14 protein-coding genes and 1 pseudogene are annotated in these 15514 nt (G+C 73.1%); 13 read left to right on the forward strand and 2 right to left on the reverse strand.

Features of this window, described 5'->3' with window-relative positions:
- Nucleotides 1–114: pseudogene (locus ACNTMW_RS08400) on the forward strand (IS5 family transposase); the annotation flags it as partial.
- An 8-nt stretch (nt 115–122) separates the two neighbouring features.
- Here ACNTMW_RS08400 and ACNTMW_RS08405 read toward each other — a convergent pair.
- Nucleotides 123–1643: a gamma-glutamyltransferase gene (locus tag ACNTMW_RS08405; RefSeq protein ID WP_426632866.1), complete on the reverse strand. Its 1521-nt coding sequence runs from the start codon at nt 1641–1643 to the stop codon at nt 123–125.
- A 117-nt stretch (nt 1644–1760) separates the two neighbouring features.
- On the opposite strand from ACNTMW_RS08405, the gene ACNTMW_RS08410 reads away from it, so the two are divergent.
- The 3 genes from ACNTMW_RS08410 (at nt 1761) to ACNTMW_RS08420 (ending at nt 3988) form a co-directional block, all read left to right on the forward strand.
- On the forward strand, nt 1761–2324 hold the full coding sequence (locus tag ACNTMW_RS08410) for an NADH-quinone oxidoreductase subunit B (protein ID WP_426632867.1): 564 nt from the start codon (nt 1761–1763) through the stop codon (nt 2322–2324).
- Nucleotides 2325–2412: 88 nt separating this feature from the next.
- The gene (locus ACNTMW_RS08415; protein ID WP_426632868.1) at nt 2413–3024 is read left to right on the forward strand and encodes an NADH-quinone oxidoreductase subunit C; all 612 of its coding nucleotides are present in this window, start codon (nt 2413–2415) and stop codon (nt 3022–3024) included.
- A gap of 1 nt (nt 3025) precedes the next feature.
- Nucleotides 3026–3988 (forward strand): complex I subunit 1/NuoH family protein, encoded by a 963-nt coding sequence (locus tag ACNTMW_RS08420; protein ID WP_426632869.1) that lies wholly within the window; start codon nt 3026–3028, stop codon nt 3986–3988.
- On the opposite strand, the gene ACNTMW_RS08425 is transcribed toward ACNTMW_RS08420, so the two are convergent.
- Complete coding sequence (locus tag ACNTMW_RS08425) at nt 3989–4552, reverse strand: Uma2 family endonuclease (RefSeq protein WP_426632870.1); 564 nt, start codon at nt 4550–4552, stop codon at nt 3989–3991.
- Between the two features lie 105 nt (nt 4553–4657).
- On the opposite strand from ACNTMW_RS08425, the gene ACNTMW_RS08430 reads away from it, so the two are divergent.
- The 9 genes from ACNTMW_RS08430 (at nt 4658) to ACNTMW_RS08470 (ending at nt 15423) form a co-directional block, all read left to right on the forward strand.
- Complete coding sequence (locus ACNTMW_RS08430; RefSeq protein ID WP_426632871.1) at nt 4658–5245, forward strand: NuoI/complex I 23 kDa subunit family protein; 588 nt, start codon at nt 4658–4660, stop codon at nt 5243–5245.
- Between the two features lie 121 nt (nt 5246–5366).
- Nucleotides 5367–5906, forward strand: a complete 540-nt coding sequence (locus ACNTMW_RS08435) for an NADH-quinone oxidoreductase subunit J family protein (protein ID WP_426633151.1) — start codon at nt 5367–5369, stop codon at nt 5904–5906.
- Nucleotides 5907–6338: an NADH-quinone oxidoreductase subunit NuoK gene (gene nuoK, locus ACNTMW_RS08440; protein WP_426632872.1), complete on the forward strand. Its 432-nt coding sequence runs from the start codon at nt 5907–5909 to the stop codon at nt 6336–6338.
- On the forward strand, nt 6335–8200 hold the full coding sequence (locus ACNTMW_RS08445; protein ID WP_426632873.1) for an NADH-quinone oxidoreductase subunit 5 family protein: 1866 nt from the start codon (nt 6335–6337) through the stop codon (nt 8198–8200). Before nuoK ends, ACNTMW_RS08445 begins: the two co-directional genes overlap by 4 nt.
- Nucleotides 8197–9684 (forward strand): complex I subunit 4 family protein, encoded by a 1488-nt coding sequence (locus ACNTMW_RS08450; RefSeq protein ID WP_426632874.1) that lies wholly within the window; start codon nt 8197–8199, stop codon nt 9682–9684. The genes ACNTMW_RS08445 and ACNTMW_RS08450 overlap by 4 nt, the downstream gene beginning before the upstream one ends.
- Complete coding sequence (locus ACNTMW_RS08455) at nt 9681–11186, forward strand: NADH-quinone oxidoreductase subunit N (protein ID WP_426632875.1); 1506 nt, start codon at nt 9681–9683, stop codon at nt 11184–11186. The genes ACNTMW_RS08450 and ACNTMW_RS08455 overlap by 4 nt, the downstream gene beginning before the upstream one ends.
- Nucleotides 11187–11369: 183 nt before the next feature.
- Nucleotides 11370–12251, forward strand: a complete 882-nt coding sequence (gene htpX, locus ACNTMW_RS08460; protein WP_426632876.1) for a zinc metalloprotease HtpX — start codon at nt 11370–11372, stop codon at nt 12249–12251.
- Between the two features lie 242 nt (nt 12252–12493).
- Entirely contained in the window at nt 12494–13756 is a 1263-nt protein-coding gene (locus ACNTMW_RS08465) for an MFS transporter (protein WP_426632877.1), read from the forward strand.
- Between the two features lie 155 nt (nt 13757–13911).
- Nucleotides 13912–15423 (forward strand): diguanylate cyclase domain-containing protein, encoded by a 1512-nt coding sequence (locus ACNTMW_RS08470; protein ID WP_426632878.1) that lies wholly within the window; start codon nt 13912–13914, stop codon nt 15421–15423.
- The last annotated feature ends 91 nt before the right edge of the window (nt 15424–15514 follow it).

Raw genomic sequence — 15514 nt, forward strand, 5'->3', positions numbered from 1 at the left:
AACCGGCTCAAACGTCATCGTGGTGTGGCCACCCGCTACGACAAACTCGCCGTGCGCTACCTGGCCACACTCCACGTCGTCGCCATCAACGAGTGGCTCCGGCCCGGCCTATGAAACACGGCCTAGGCGAGGCGGCCGACGCCGCCCCGGCGTGGGTCGCCGGCCGCGCCGGCGTGCCCGACCGCGCTGGCCCCGCCGAAGTAGTGGTCGGCGCGGTCCCACCAGTGCAGTCGGTACCCGGCGGTGGCGAGCGCCTCGACCTCGTCGGCCGGGTAACCCGGTTCGAGGTGGGCCACCGGCGGGCCGCCGTCCGGATCGGCGACCACGTGGAACCGGGGATGGTTGATCGCGGCGGTCATGTCGGCGTTGCGGACCAGGACGTTGACGAGCGTGTGCACCAGGGCGGTACGGATCCGCGACGCCCCGGCCGAACCGGCGGCGATCAGCAGGTCACCGTCGTCGTCGATGACGACCAGCGGGCACATCATCGACGACATCCGCCCTCCGGGCCGCAGGTCGGCGGTGATCAGTTCCCCCTCACCCAGCATCGAGTTCAGGTGTACGCCCAGGCCGGGCAGCCACACACCGGAGCCGAGCCCGAGCGTCGTCGTGATCACGCAGGCGTTGCCGGCGAAGTCGACGACCGAGATGTTCGTGGTGTCGCCCAACCGCTGCCGGCCGTGGTTGTACAGCGCACCGGCCAGCGCGACGGCCCGGTCACCGGCCGGGAGATCGGCCAGATCCGGCGGCAGCGCGGCGATCGTCGGAATGGTGTTGTTGAGGTCGCGGCGCGCGAACACCCGCGCGCCGGCCAGCGGGGCGTGCTCCACGGGAAGCTCGCGCACCCGGTACGTGGCCAGGTCGTGCGGCCCCATCGCACCGCCCCCGGCGCGGACCGTCTTGACCAGCTGCTCGCCGATCCAGCCGGTGTAGAACACCTCCGGCCCGTCGGCGGCCAGCGCCTGCAGCGCCACGTCCAGGCCGGGGTGGAACAGCAGGTCGCCGCCTTCCAGCAGCTTGCCGCCGGGGGAGTAGATGCCGGCTCCGACGCCGGGGACCATCGCGGGCGCGATCGACACCAACGTACGGGCCTGCGCGGCGGGCAGGACGACCCCGCTGCGCGCGAGGGTGACCGCCGGGGTGACCACCCGGTGCCAGGGCAGCCTGCCCCAGCGCCGGTGCACCTCGCCGATGCCGGCCGGCACGCCGGGTACCCCGATGCTCGCCTCGCCGATGGAGTAGCTCATCGGGACCCCGCCGAACACCACCTCGATCGGCACCATCGGGCCGGGCTCGGCGTCGGCGTCGAGGCCCGGTACCGCACAGAAGAAGTCCAGGCAGGTGACCTCGCCCGAGGCCGCGTCGTAGTAGGTCGCGAAGCCACCGCCGCCGATACCGGTGAGCACGCTCTCGGCCACGCAGCCGGCCAGGACGGCCGCGACCGCGGCGTCGGCGGCCGAACCTCCGGCGTGGAGCACGCGCAGGCCCACCTCGGCGGTTGCCGGGTGACCGGCCGCGACACCGGCGGGCACGGGCCTCGTCTCCTTTCGCGACCGGCAGCGGCGCAGGTCCGGGGTGGCCACCGCGGGGCCTCCCGGCGACGCCGTACCGGCGAAGCGGGCAGCCAGTGCACTAGTGCTCACGGCGGGCAGCGTAAAACCATCCGGCGGACATCGGGGAGGGGTCGGGCGACAATGCGGGATGTGAGGTGGCACCGAGGTGCCCGTTCGGCCAATGCCGCCCGTGGTTAACTGGGCGTTGTGACCGCATTGCCTGGCGTCCTCGGTGAGCCGATCCGGTTCGTGCTGAACTGGGGCCGCCGGTACTCGCTGTGGGTGTTCAACTTCGGGCTGGCCTGCTGCGCGATCGAGTTCATCGCCACCTCGATGGCGCGCCACGACTTCATGCGGCTCGGGGTCATCCCGTTCGCGCACGGCCCGCGCCAGGCCGACCTGATGGTCGTCTCCGGCACGGTCACCGACAAGATGGCGCCCGCGATCAAGCGGTTGTACGACCAGATGCCCGAACCCAAGTACGTGATCAGCTTCGGTTCATGCAGCAACTGCGGCGGTCCGTACTGGGACTCGTACTCGGTCACCAAGGGCGTCGACCAGATCATCCCGGTGGACGTGTACGTGCCCGGCTGCCCGCCGCGCCCGGAGGCGCTGCTGCACGGCATCCTGCGCCTGCAGGAGAAGATCGCCGGCGAGCAGGCCGGCGTCGGCGGGGTCGCCCGCCCCGATCTGGGGGTCGCCGCCGAGCGCCGCGCCCAGCGCGACGTCGCCGCGCTGTCCGCCCCGCCGGTACGCCCGCCGCAGCCGTAGCCGTAGCCGTAGCCGCACGATACGTCCCGAGGGTGACGGCCCAGGCGCTCACCGGCGACCGGGCGGCGGCGGACCATAGGATCGATACATGACGCCGGAAGAAGTGGGCGCCCGGCTGGCGCGGCTGCTGGGCGGAGCGGACGATCTCGCCGCTACCGTCTCCGTCTCGGGTGGCAACGGGTGGGCCCGTGGCACGGTCGACGTACCCGCCGAGCGGTGGCGGGACGCCCTGCGTGCCGCCCGCGACGACGCGGAGCTGGGCTGCGACTTCTTCGACTGGCTGTCGGCCGTCGACGAGGTGGACGCCGGCTTCCGGGTCGTGGCGCACCTGTGGTCGACGACCCGGCGGCACGGCGTACTGGTGCGGACGCTGGTCGGCCCGGACGCGCCGGCCGTCGCCTCGGTCGTCGACCTCTACCCGGGGGCGTCCTGGCACGAGCGGGAGACCCACGAGATGTTCGGCATCGACTTCCCGGGCCACCCGGACCTCGCGCCGCTGTTGCTGCCGCCGGAGTTCGAGGGGCACCCGCTGCGCAAGGAGTTCGTCCTCGCCTCCCGGGTCGCGAAGCCGTGGCCGGGCGCGAAGGAGCCGGGTGAGAGCCACGACAGCACGGCCGCCAAGCGCCAGCCGATGCGGCCGATGGGTGTGCCCGATCCGGGTGAGTGGGGGCCGCGGGCCGGCCGGGACGGGGAGTCCTGAGGTGCCGGTCTGGGTGGAGCTGCTGCTGCGGGTACTCGGGGTGGTGGTCGCGTTCCTCACGCTGCCGCTGATCGTCGGCCAGACCGAGCACAAGGTGATGGCGCACATGCAGGGTCGGCTGGGTCCGATGTACGCCGGCGCCTTCCACGGATGGGCGCAGCTCGTCGCCGACGGGATCAAGTTCGTGCAGAAGGAGGACGTCACACCGGGCGCGGCCGACCGGGCGGTGTTCCGGCTCGCCCCGATCGTGTCGCTGCTGCCGTACCTGCTGGTCCTGCTGGTCATCCCGCTCGGGCCGCACGGCCTGGTGGCCCAGCCGCTGGACATCGGCCTGTTCTTCGTCCTGGCGGTCGTGGGCATCGGCGTCGTCGCGGTGCTCATGGCGGCCTGGTCGTCGGCGAACAAGTACGCGCTGCTCGGCGGCCTGCGGGCGGCGGCGCAGCTACTCGGGTACGAGTTGCCGTTCGTCCTCGCCGCGGCGTCGGTCGCGATGGCGGCGGGCAGTCTGAATCTGTCCGACATCGTCCGAGCGTGGCATCCGTGGTGGCTGTTATGGCAGCTCCCGGCGTTGCTGGTGTTCTTCACCGCCGGGCTGGCGGAGATCCGCCGGCCGCCGTTCGACATGCCGATCGCCGACTCGGAGCTGGTCTTCGGCTACCTGACCGAGTACACCGGGTTGCGCTTCGCGTTCTTCCTGCTCGCCGAGTACGTGGGGATCGTGGTCATCGCCGCGTTGACCACCGTGCTGTTCCTCGGCGGGTGGCGGGGTCCGTTCGCCGACGCCGAGCTGGGCTGGCTGTGGACGCTGCTGAAGGTGTTCGCCGTCTCGTTCGTGATCATCTGGCTGCGGGTGTCGTACCCGCGCCTGCGCGAGGACCAGTTGCAGCGGCTGTGCTGGCTGGTCCTCGTGCCGGTGGCCCTGGTCCAGTTGCTGCTGACGGCGGGGGTCAAGCTGGCCCTGTGATCACGGCGTGATCTCCGAGACCGGGATCCGGATCGGCCACGGTACGGCCACGTCGACGGTGTCGCGGAACTCTCCGGTCTGCCGGTAGACCTCCTCCACCACGTCGAGCCGGTAGGTGGAGACCTCGATGTCGCCGTCGATCTCGACCCGCCAGTAGTAGGGGATGCCGCCGGCCGCGTACAGCGCCGGCTTGGCGATCCGGTCCATCAGCAGCGACGTCGGAGCGACGACCTCGATCGCGATCAGGGCCTCGCGGGGAACCAGCCACGGCGGCCGGTCGGGGCCGGGGTCGCCGATGACGACCGTCAGGTCCGGGATGAAGCAGCGCCGCTCGTTGAACCGGATCTCGACCTCCCGGTTCACCCGGTGCCCGCGCGGGCACCGCGCCGTGAGCCTCGCGTCCAGCAGGGCGACGACGGACCGGTGCCGCGGCCCGGGCGGCGGCCCGACCAGGAGCACACCGTCGATCAGCTCCGGGTGGCGCCCGCCCGCCGACAGCCGGTCCAGGTCCGCGGTGGTCCAGCCGCCGGGCGGCGGATCGTACCGGTCGGGCGGCGGGATCATCGGCCGGTGGCGCTACTCCGCCGCCGACCGGTGCCGGGCGGCTCGCATCCGGTGCCGCGCACCGGGCAGTATGGGAAACATGAGGACGTGTGACGAGGCGGCGACATGACCAGCATCCCTGGAGGTGGGCTGGCCAAGGGGCTCGCGGTCACGTTCAAGACGATGACCCGGCGGGCGCATACCCACCAGTATCCGGATGTGGAGCCTGATCTGCCCCCCCGGTCGCGCGGGGTGATCGCGCTGCTCGAGGAGAACTGCACGGTCTGCATGCTCTGCGCGCGGGAATGCCCGGACTGGTGCATCTACATCGACTCGCACAAGGAGGAGGTCGTCGTACCGGGCGCGGCCCGGCCGCGCCAGCGCAACGTGCTCGACCGGTTCGCGATCGACTTCTCGCTCTGCATGTACTGCGGCATCTGCATCGAGGCCTGCCCGTTCGACGCGCTGTACTGGTCGCCGGAGTTCGAGTACTCCGAGTACGACATCCGTGACCTGCTGCACGAGAAGGACCGGCTGGGCGAGTGGATGCCCACGGTGCCGGCGCCGCCCGCGCACGACCCGAACGGCGAGCCGGCCAAGGAGGAGGCCTCCGCCGCGAAGAAGGCCGCTCGTGCCGCCGGGCCCGCTCAGCCGGCCGCCGGGCCCGCTCAGCCGGCCGGCGGTGGGTCGTCGCCCGCCGCCGGGAACCCGTAGCCCGCGGGGACGTCGGGCCGCCGCCACCCGGACTTCGATGATCACGGTCACTCCGGAGCGTCATCCGGCGATCTCGAGTCCACGGGCCGACCGTGGTTGATGGCAGGATGTCGCCATGGGTATCGAGCCCGTGGACGTACTGCTGGCCGGGCTGGGCGCGATCGCGCTCGGCGCCGGTGCCCTCGTCGTCTCGACCCGACACATCGTCCGGGCCGGCCTCTGGCTGGTCGTGACGCTCGGCGCCACGGCCGGGCTCTACCTCGTCCTGACCGCCGAACTGGTCGCCTGGGTACAGGTGCTGCTCTACGTCGGCGCGGTCGTGGTACTGCTGCTGTTCGCCGTGATGCTGACCCGCGCCCCGATCGGTGCCAGCGCCGACCTGGACCGGCCCCGCTGGGCCGGTCTGCTGGTCGGTGGTGGCGCGGGCGTCGGCCTGGCGGCGCTGCTCGTCCACGCGTACCGGTGGACCCGGGTGGAGCTGCCCGCGGCGGGTACGGGCGCCGAGCGGATCGGTGCCGAGGTGTTCCGGACCTGGGTACTGCCGTTCGAGGTGCTCTCCGTGCTGCTGCTCGCGGCGCTGATCGGCGCGATCGTGGTCTCCCGGCCGGACATCGGCGCCCGGCCCGCACCCGGAGCCGGCCCCGGCCGGCGGGAGGACTGAATGCACCCGGTCATCCCGTACGTCGTCGCCGCCGGAATGTTCGGCCTGGGCTGCTACGGCGTGCTCGTGCGACGCAACGCCGTCCTGCTACTGATGGCCGTCGAGCTGATGCTCAACGCCGTCAACCTGATCTTCGTCACCGCTGATACGACCGTCCGCGCGGTGCTGCCGCACAGCGGGCAGGTCTTCGCGCTGTTCGTCATCGTGCTGGCCGCCGCCGAGATCGGCGTCGGGCTCGCCGTCGTACTCCAGCTCTACCGGCTGCGCCACCACGTCCTCGTCGACGCCGTCCGGCTCGACGGCGGGCCGGACGGCGCCGGAATGGACGACACCGGCGGCGGGCCGGACGACACCGGCGGCGGGCCGAAGGACACCGGCTCCGACGTCGACGCGCGGCCCGCCGCGCCCGGGCCGGCCGGAGCCGCCCGATGAGCGCGGGCGCCCAGACCGCCGCGGGGCTCGCGTTGCCGGCCGTACCGTTCCTGGCCGCGCTCGTCGGCCTGGTTGTGCCGCGCCCGCCGCGGGCGGTGGCGGCGGCAGCCGGCGTCGCCGGGGCGGCCGTCGCGTTCGCCGTCGCGGTCGTGCTGGCGGCCACCGTGGACCGGCCGGTCGAGGCGTTCCGCCACTGGGCCGACTTCGGCGACCTCCAGGTGACGTTCGGCGTCCGGCTCGATCCCGCGGCCGCGCTCGTCGCGGTGGCCGTCACGGCCGTGGCGCTGGCCGTGCAGGTGTACTCGACCGCCTACCTGGCCGACGACGACCGGTACGCCCCCTACGCGGCCCAGGTCAGCCTGTTCACCGCGGCCATGCTGCTGGTCGTGGTCGCCGGTGACCTGGTCGAGCTGCTGGTCGGCTGGGAGGTCATGGGCATCTGCTCGTACCTGCTGATCGGCCACGACCGGCGGCTGCCGGAGGCCCCGCGGGCGGCGGTGAAGGCGTTCCTGGTCACCCGGGTCGGCGACATCGGCTTCCTGCTTGGCATCGCCCTGCTCGGGGTGAAGCTCGGCACCTTCCGGATCACGGAGGTGCTGGCCGGAGCGCAGCGGCTGTCCACGGCCGAGCTGACCGCGATCACGCTGCTGCTGCTCGCCGGCGTCGCGGGCAAGAGCGCACAGTTCCCGTTGCACACCTGGCTGCCCGACGCGATGGCAGGCCCGACCCCGATCTCGGCGCTGATCCACGCGGCCACCATGGTCGCCGCCGGGGTTTACGTGGTGGCCCGGCTGTTCGGGCTGTTCCGCGCCGCGCCGGCCACCCTCGCGACGCTCGCCGTGATCGCGGCGATCACGATGCTGCTCGGCGCCCTGGCCGCCTGCGCCTCCGACGACATCAAGCGGGTACTGGCCTGGTCGACGGTCAGCCAGATCGGGTACATGACCGCGGCGCTGGCCGTCGGCTCCCCGCCGGCGGCCCTGTTCCACCTGCTCACCCACGCCGCGTTCAAGGCGCTGCTGTTCCTCGCCGCCGGCGCGGTCATCCACGCGGTCGGCACCAACGTGATGGCGGCGATGGGCGGGCTGCGCCGCCGCATGCCGGTCACGTTCGCAGGCATGACGATCGGCCTGGCCGCGCTGGTCGGGCTGCCGCCGCTGGCCGGCTTCTGGAGCAAGGACGAGATCATCGCGGTCACCTGGGCGGGGCACGCGGGCGGCCCGGCCCCGGCCTGGGCCGCCTGGCTGGTCTGGCTGTCGGGCGTGCTCACGGTCGCGGTCACCGGCTGGTACGCCACCCGCCTGTGGCTGCGTACCTTCTTCGGCGCGCCGCGCGGGCCGGCGGCGGAGCACCCGCACGAACCGCCCGCGGCGATGTCCGTACCCGTCCTGGCGTTGGCGGTGCCCAGCGCGCTGCTCGGCCTCGCCGGCCTGGCGCCGGGTTTCATGCACCGGCTCGGGTTCGACGGGCCGGTACACCTGACCGCCGCGCTGTTCGTCCCGCTGCTGTTCGCCGTGGCCGGCGTCGCGGGCGCCTGGCTGCTGTGGCGACGGGATCCGGCCGCCGATCCGGCCGGTGTGCTCGGCCCGGCCCGGCCGGTGCTGGCCGCGGCGTTCGGCGTCGACGCTGTGCAGGAGGCGCTGGTCGTCCGCCCGGCCGTCGCGCTCGCGCGGGCGGTCCGCCGCACCGACGAGTCCGTCGTGGACGGCGTGGTCGAGGCGACCGGCCGGGGCGCGGACGACCTCGGTGCGCTGCTCGGCCGGGCGCACCGCGCCGCGCTGCCCCGCGCGGCCACCGCCGTGCTCGTGGCCGCGGTCCTGTTCGGTCTGGTCGCCGTGGTCGTCTTCGGAGGTACCCGATGAGTCCCGGTCCGGCGTTGCTGGCGGCGACGCTCGTGCTCCCCGCCGCCGGGGCGGTCGCCGCCGCGGGCGTCCCCACCCGGTACGACCGGCTCGGCCGGCTCGCCGGCACCGTCGCGGCCGCCGCTACGTTCGTGGCGAGCCTGTTCCTGCTGGCGTGGCGGGAACCGGCGCCGCAGCGCGCTCCGATCCGGCCCTGGCAGTCACTCGACCTGCCCTGGGTACCCGCGCTCGACCTGCGCCTGCACCTCGGCGTCGACGGCGTGTCGTACCCGCTGGTCGTGCTGACCGCGCTGCTCACGCTGCTGTGCTGCGGGTACACGGTGTGGAAGGTGCCCGAGCCGGGGCGCGGCCGGCTGCTGGTGGCGCTGCTCCTGGTGATCGAGGTGGGCATCCTCGGCGTGTTCGAGGCCCTCGACCTGGTGCTCTTCTTCGTCTTCTTCGAGGTCGTGCTGCTGCCGATGTACGCGGTGATCGCGGTCTGGGGCGGCGAGCGGCGCCGGGCCGCGGCCCGCAAGTTCGTGCTGTACACGCTGTTCGGCTCGGTCCTGCTGCTGGTCGGCGTGTTCGTGGTGGTGTCGCGGGCGGGCACCGCCGACCTGATCCGACTGACCGGCGGCGCCGGCCTGCCACGCGGCACCCAGCTGCTGGCGTTCACGCTGCTGGCCCTCGCGTTCGCGGTGAAGAGCCCGCTGTGGCCGCTGCACACCTGGCTGCCCGACGCGCACACCGAGGCGCCGACCGTCGGCTCGGTGATCCTGGCCGGGGTGCTGCTGAAGATGGGCACGTACGGGCTGCTGCGGGTCGGCGTCGGCGTGGCACCCGAGGGGGCCCGCTGGGCCGCGCCGGTGCTCGCCGCGCTGGCCGTCGCCGCCATCGTCATCGGGGGCCTGGTCTGCCTGGCGCAGACCGAGCTGAAGCGGCTCATCGCGTACTCTTCGGTGGGGCACATGGGCTTCGTGCTGCTGGGCGTCGCGACACTGACGGCGACCGGCACGCAGGCCGCGCTGATCGGCAACGTCGCCCACGGCATCATCACCGGCCTGCTGTTCTTCCTCGCCGGAGCGATCAAGGACCGGGCGCACACCGGCCAGCTCGCCGAGCTGGGCGGCCTGCGGGAGACCTCGCCGGCCCTCGCCGGCCTGCTCGGATACGCCTGCGTAGCCTCGCTCGGGCTGCCCGGACTCGCCGGGTTCTGGGGCGAGGCGTTCGCGGTGGTGGCCGCGCTGGAACGGGGCTGGACGACGCTCGCGGTGCTGGCCGCGGCCGGGGCGGCGCTGGCCGCGGCGTACTTCCTGCGCCTGCTGCGCCGGGTCACGCACGGTCCGGCCGCCGCGCGTCAGCTCACCCAGCCCCGGCTCGCCGGCGCGGAACTGCTGTCGTGGGGGCCGCTCGTCGTGCTCGCCCTCGGGCTCGGGCTGGTACCGGCGGCCGTCCTGGACCTGTCGGCCGGCGCGGCCCGGGCGCTGGCGGAGGTGGTCCGGTGACGACGATCGACCAGGTCGCGCTGCTGCCCGCGTACGCCGCGGCGTTGACCGCCGTCGCGGCGCTGGTGACCGACCTGCTCGTACCGGGCCGGCGCGGGCCGGTCCTCGCCGTCACCGCGCTCGGCGCCGCCGTCATCGCGGTCACCGCCTGGGTGGTCGGCGCCGCCGGCCCGGCCCGGCGGACCTTCTGCTCGCCGGTCGGCTGCTCGTACGTCTTCGACCACACGGCGGCCGTCGTTGCCGTGGTGTTCGCCCTGATCACTCTCGGGGTACTGGCGTTCTCGGCGGCCGCCCTGCGCGGCGAGACCCCGCCGGGGGAGTACTGCTTCCTGCTCGCCTGCTCGCTCACCGGCGGCGTCGTCGTGGGCGCCGCCCGTGACCTGATCACGCTGGTGATCGCCGTCGAGACGCTGACGCTGCCGCTGTACGCCCTGGTCGCGCTGCGCCGTCGGGTAGTCGCCTCGGCGGAGGCAGCGGTCACCTTCTTCGTGGTGAGCGTCGTGTCCACCACCGTCACCCTGCTCGGCGCGGCGCTGCTGTTCGCGTCGACCGGAGCGGTCCACTTCGACGCCCTCGCCTCCGCCCTGGCCCAGCGCGACCGCCTGGTCTCGGTGCCGCTGGTGACCGTCGGCGTGGTACTCGTCCTCGTCGGCCTCGGCTTCAAGGTCGCCGCCGTGCCGCTGCACGCCTGGGCGCCGGCCACCTACGACGGTGCGCCGCTGCCGGTCACCGCCTACCTGTCGACCGTCTCCAAGCTGGGCGGGGTGGTGGCGATCCTGCTGGTCAGCGTGCGGGCGCTGGGGCCGTGGCTGGACGTGGCCGGCCCGGTCCTGGCCGCCCTCGCGGTGGCGACGATGACCGTCGGCAACCTCGTCGCGCTGCGCCAGCGCCGGATGGTACGGCTGCTGGCCTGGTCGTCGATCGCGCAGGCGGGCTACATCCTCGCGCCGCTCGGCGCGTTCGCGGTCGGCTCCGGGCGCTCCGAGGCCGCCCTGCGGGTCCTGATCGCGGCGACCGTCGGGTACGCGATCTTCTTCGTGGTCCTGGAACTGGCCGCGTTCGGCGCGGTGATCGCGCTGCGCGGTGACCGCGACGGCGGCGAGATCGCGGACTACCGCGGGGTCGGCCGCCGCGCACCCTGGCTCGCCGGGGCGTTCGTCCTCGCCCTGGCCGGGCTCGCCGGCCTGCCGCCCGGGCTCGCCGGCCTGTTCGCGAAGGTCACCATCGTCCGTGCACTGCTCGTCGGCGGCGCCGCCTGGCTCGCCGTGGTCGTCGCCCTCAACGCCGTCGTCGGCCTGGCGTACTACGTACGGGTGGCCGCCGTCCTGTTCGGCGCCGCGCCGGCCGAGGTCCGGGCCGATGTGGCCGGCCGGACCGTGCCGGCTCCCCGGTTGCCGTGGCCGGTCGCGGTCGGACTCGCCGCCGTCACGATCGCGGGCCTCGTCGTCGGGTTCGCGCCGCAGCTGGTACTCGATGCCGCCGGGCTCGCCGCCGGTCGCTGACGCACCCGCAATGATCAACGCAACGTCCGGGAAGTGGTGGTCTCACGGACACCCGGAAACCACAAGCAGCCGGACGTTGTGACGATCTCGATCGGTGCTCACAGGTGATTCACAGCGGCGCCGGGGAAGACGTCATCGAAACCGGGCGTTGAATCGGTTGCGTTCCTTACCTAAGGAGTCACCGTGCACCGGCACTACAACGGCCTCAAGACAGCGGCCCTGCTGGGGCTGCTCACCTCGTTGATCCTTCTCGTCGGGTACTGGTTCGGTGGCAGCGGCGGTCTGCTGATCGCCCTCGTCCTGTCACTGGCCATGAACGCGGTGTCGTACTTCTTCTCGGACAAGTTGGCCCTGCGGGCCATGCGCGCCCGCCCGGTCACCGAGCGGGAGGCGCCCGAGCTGTACGCCATGGTCCGTGACCTGTCCAGCAGCGCGGGCCAGCCGATGCCCCGGTTGTACGTCAGCCCGACCGCCCAGCCCAACGCGTTCGCGACGGGTCGTAACCCGCAGCACGCCGCCGTCGCCGTGACCGAGGGCATCCTCGGCATGCTCACCCCCCGTGAGCTGCGCGGCGTCATCGGGCACGAGCTGTCCCACGTCTACAACCGGGACATCCTGATCGCCAGCGTCGCGGGGGCGCTCGCCGGCATCATCACGATGCTCGCGAACCTCGCCTGGTTCATCCCGCTCGGTCGATCCAACGACGACGAGGGGCCGGGCATCCTCGGGTACCTGCTCATGCTGTTCCTCGGTCCGCTCGCCGCCTCGATCATCCAGCTCGCGATCAGCCGCAGCCGGGAGTTCCAGGCAGACGAGTCCGGCGCCCGGCTCACCAGCGACCCGCTGGCCCTGGCGAGCGCGCTCCGCAAGATCCACCGGGGTACCCAGGCGCTGCCGCTCCCGCCCGAGGGCCAGCTCACCAGCACCGCGCACCTGATGATCGACAACCCGTTCCGGGCGCAGGGGCTGGCGAAGCTGTTCTCCACCCACCCGCCGATGGAGGAGCGGGTGGCCCGACTGGAGGCGATGGCCGGGGCGACCGGCCCGATCCAGTACCTGCGCTGACCACGTGCTCGTCCCAGAAGGGCGCCCCGCTGCGTGTCCGTACACGTGACGGGGCGCCCCGCTGTACCAACCCCGTGGGCATCCCGGGCGGTGACGTCGCTCCCGGGTGGTGACGTCGCTCAAAAACGCTTTGGCGGCGAACCCCCGTGCCGTTAGGGTCGCTGCCGGCATCCGCTCATTACATTCAGCGGCATCCGCTCGTTACCGTCTTGCCGGTACCCGCTCACTGTCCGGAGGTTCGTGTGGCTGCGTTTCGCCAGTACCTGGCGGTGTGGCGGCTCCCCGGGGCTCCGCTGCTGCTGATCGGCGGCGTGATCTCCCGCCTCGGGATCGGCATGACCCCGCTCGCGCTGCTGCTGCTGGTGCATGCCACGACCGGCCGCTACACCGCGGCGGCGATCGCCGGTAGCGCGTACGCGCTGGCGGGCGCCACGTTGAGCCCGGTCGCCGGGCGGCTCGCCGACCGGGTGGGTCCGGCGCCGGTCCTGATCGCCACCTCGATCGCCCACCCGTTCGCGCTGCTCGCCCTGCTCGTTGCCGCCGACCGGGCGTCCCTGGTCTGGATCGTGGCCGCCGCCGCCCTGGCCGGTGCCACGTACCCGCCGATGACGGCCGCCGTGCGGGGCGCGTGGAACACGCTCACCAGCCCCGCGAGCGGCCGCTTCCACGTCCGCAACGCCGCGCTGGCCGCCGAGACCTCGCTGTTCGAGATCGTGTTCGTACTGGGGCCGCTGCTGGTCGCCGGCTTCGTGGCGCTGTCCACCCCGGCCGCCGCGATCATCGCCGCGGCCGCCGTCACCTTCGTCGGTACCTTCGTCGTCGCCCGCGGCCAGGCCATCCGCGGCTGGCGGCGCGAGGCGGGCCACGAGCGGACGACCGGGCTCGGACCCCTGCGGGTACCGGGCTTTCTGCCGCTGCTGGCCTGCGTCCTCGGCCTCGGGGTGGCGTTCGGCGGCGCCGGCGTCGTGATTCCCGCCTACGCCACCGCGTCGGGGGCGTCGAACGCGGACAGCCTCGGCGGCGTCCTGCTCGCCGTCTGGGGTGTCGGCAGCGCCCTCGGCGGAATCTGGTTCGGTACCCGCCGGGTGCCCGCGGCGCTCAGCCGCCAGTTCGCCTGGCTGCTCGCCGCCGTGGCCGGGAGCCTCGCCATCCTGCCGCTCATGCCCAACCCGGTGGTGCTCGGAGCGGCGCTCGTCGTGGGCGGTTCGACCGTCGCACCCGCCCTCACCATCGAGAACTCCCTGGTCGGCCGGATCGTCCCCGGCGGCATGATGAACGAGGCGTACACCTGGGTGGTGACCGTCTCGGTGGCCGGGAGTTCGCTGGGTAGCTCACTCACCGGCGTGATCGTCGACCGGCCGGGCGGCGTGCCGTGGGCGTTCCTGGTGTGCGCGGTCGCGGTCGCGGCCAGCGCCGCGGTCGCCGGTTGGCCGCGCGGCGCGCTCAGCCGGGCCGACGCGCGCGCGGCGCTGCGGGTGGAGGACATCCTCACCGGGACCGCCTGACGCCGTCGCCACGGCAGCGTCGGCGGCCGCCGTCGCCGGGCGGCCTGATCGCCACCGTCGGGTCGGCCGTACGACGATGGTCGGAGGGTCCGCCCAGTTGTACTTAAAAGTAAAAGTGGATTCCTATCTATGGCTTGCCGTCCTACCGTAGGGACGTGAGCGACTTACGACCGGCGGGCCCGGTGCCCGCTCGGCACCGTCGGTGTGCCGAGCCGGTCTACGTGCACATCACCACCGTGTACGCCCTGATCGCGGTGATCCTGATCGCCGGGTACCCGGTGCTGCCCGCTCCCAGTCGCACGGTCGACTTCCTGCTCGTGTCGTGCGGGGCGGTCGTGCCCGCGGCCTGGGCGGTCCGCCGCCGGTCGTCCGCGCACCGGCGGCCGTGGTGGTACCTGCTCGCCGCGCTCGTCGTGCTCAACCTCGGCAACGTCGTCTGGTACTGGTACGTCGACGTGCGGCACGCGCCCACCGGCGACGGCACGATCGCCGACCTGCTGATCTCCGGCGGCCACGTACTGCTGCTGATGTCGGCCATGTCGGTCGTCTTCCGGCGTGGCCGTAACGACGTCGGCGGGATGATCGACGCGATGATCGTGTCGCTGGCGGTCGGCGGTCTGCTGTGGGACGCCGTGATGCTGCCGTACCTGGACGCCACGAACGAGGGTCCGGGCGCACGGCTGTCCCTGTTCGTCGACATCCTGATCCTCGCCGCGATCCTCGGGGCGCTGCTACGACTGCTGCTCAGCGCCAGGGAGCACATCCCCGCCCTGTGGCTGCTGGTCGTGACGCTGGCGTGCTCCATGGCGGGCAACGTCGTCGTGGCGCTGCTGCTCGACCCGGTCACCGGCGCGCGCCCCGACTGGACCAACATGATCTTCATGGGCGGGTACGCGTGTCTCGGCCTGGTCGCGCTCGCCCGCTCGTCGGATCTGCTCACCCGGCCCGGACCCACGCCCGCGGACGAACTGACCGTCGGCCGCCTGGTGTTCCTCGGCCTGTCCCTCGCCGCGATCCCGGTCATCGGCGGCGGGCGTCAGGTGTTCGGCGGCGACGTCGACGGTCTGCTGCTCGGCTTCGGTGGCGCGGCCGTCACATCCCTGGTGATGGTGCGGGTCGGCCGGCTGGCCGCGGAGCGTACCGACGCCGAACGGGCCCTGTTGCACCAGGCCAACCACGACTCGCTCACCGGCCTGCCGAACCGGCGCGAGTTCGTCCGGCGGCTGACCGCGGAGCTGGACCGGCCGTACGTCACCCGTACCGGCCCGGTGGTGCTCTTCTGCGACCTGGACGGATTCAAGGGGATCAACGACCGGTTCGGGCACGTCGCCGGGGACGAACTGTTGATCGAGGCCGCCGCGAGGCTGCGCCGCTGCGTGGACGGCGACAGCGTGGTGAGCCGCTTCGGTGGCGACGAGTTCCTGATCCTGTACCCGGAGGCGACGGCCGCCGACGCCGTGCGGCTGTCCAACCGCATCTCCGAGGCGCTGATCCTGCCGATCGTCCTCGACGGCGAAGAGGTCGTGATCGGGGCCAGCATCGGGGCCGTCGTCGCGGACGCCGACGCCGACGCCGAGCGGTTGATCCACCGGGCCGACGCCCTGATGTACGCCGCCAAGCAGCAGCGCCGCCTGGAGGTGCCCGGGGTCCGGACCGTCGCGGCCTGACCCTTCTCATGATTGTGGAGGTTGTTCCGTGCCCGGGCACGGAACAACCTCCACAATCACGGTGACCTCAGCGTCGATGCCCACCCCGGGC

It is taken from the genome of Planosporangium spinosum (assembly GCF_049999945.1).
Taxonomy (GTDB): Bacteria; Actinomycetota; Actinomycetes; order Mycobacteriales; family Micromonosporaceae; genus Planosporangium; species Planosporangium spinosum.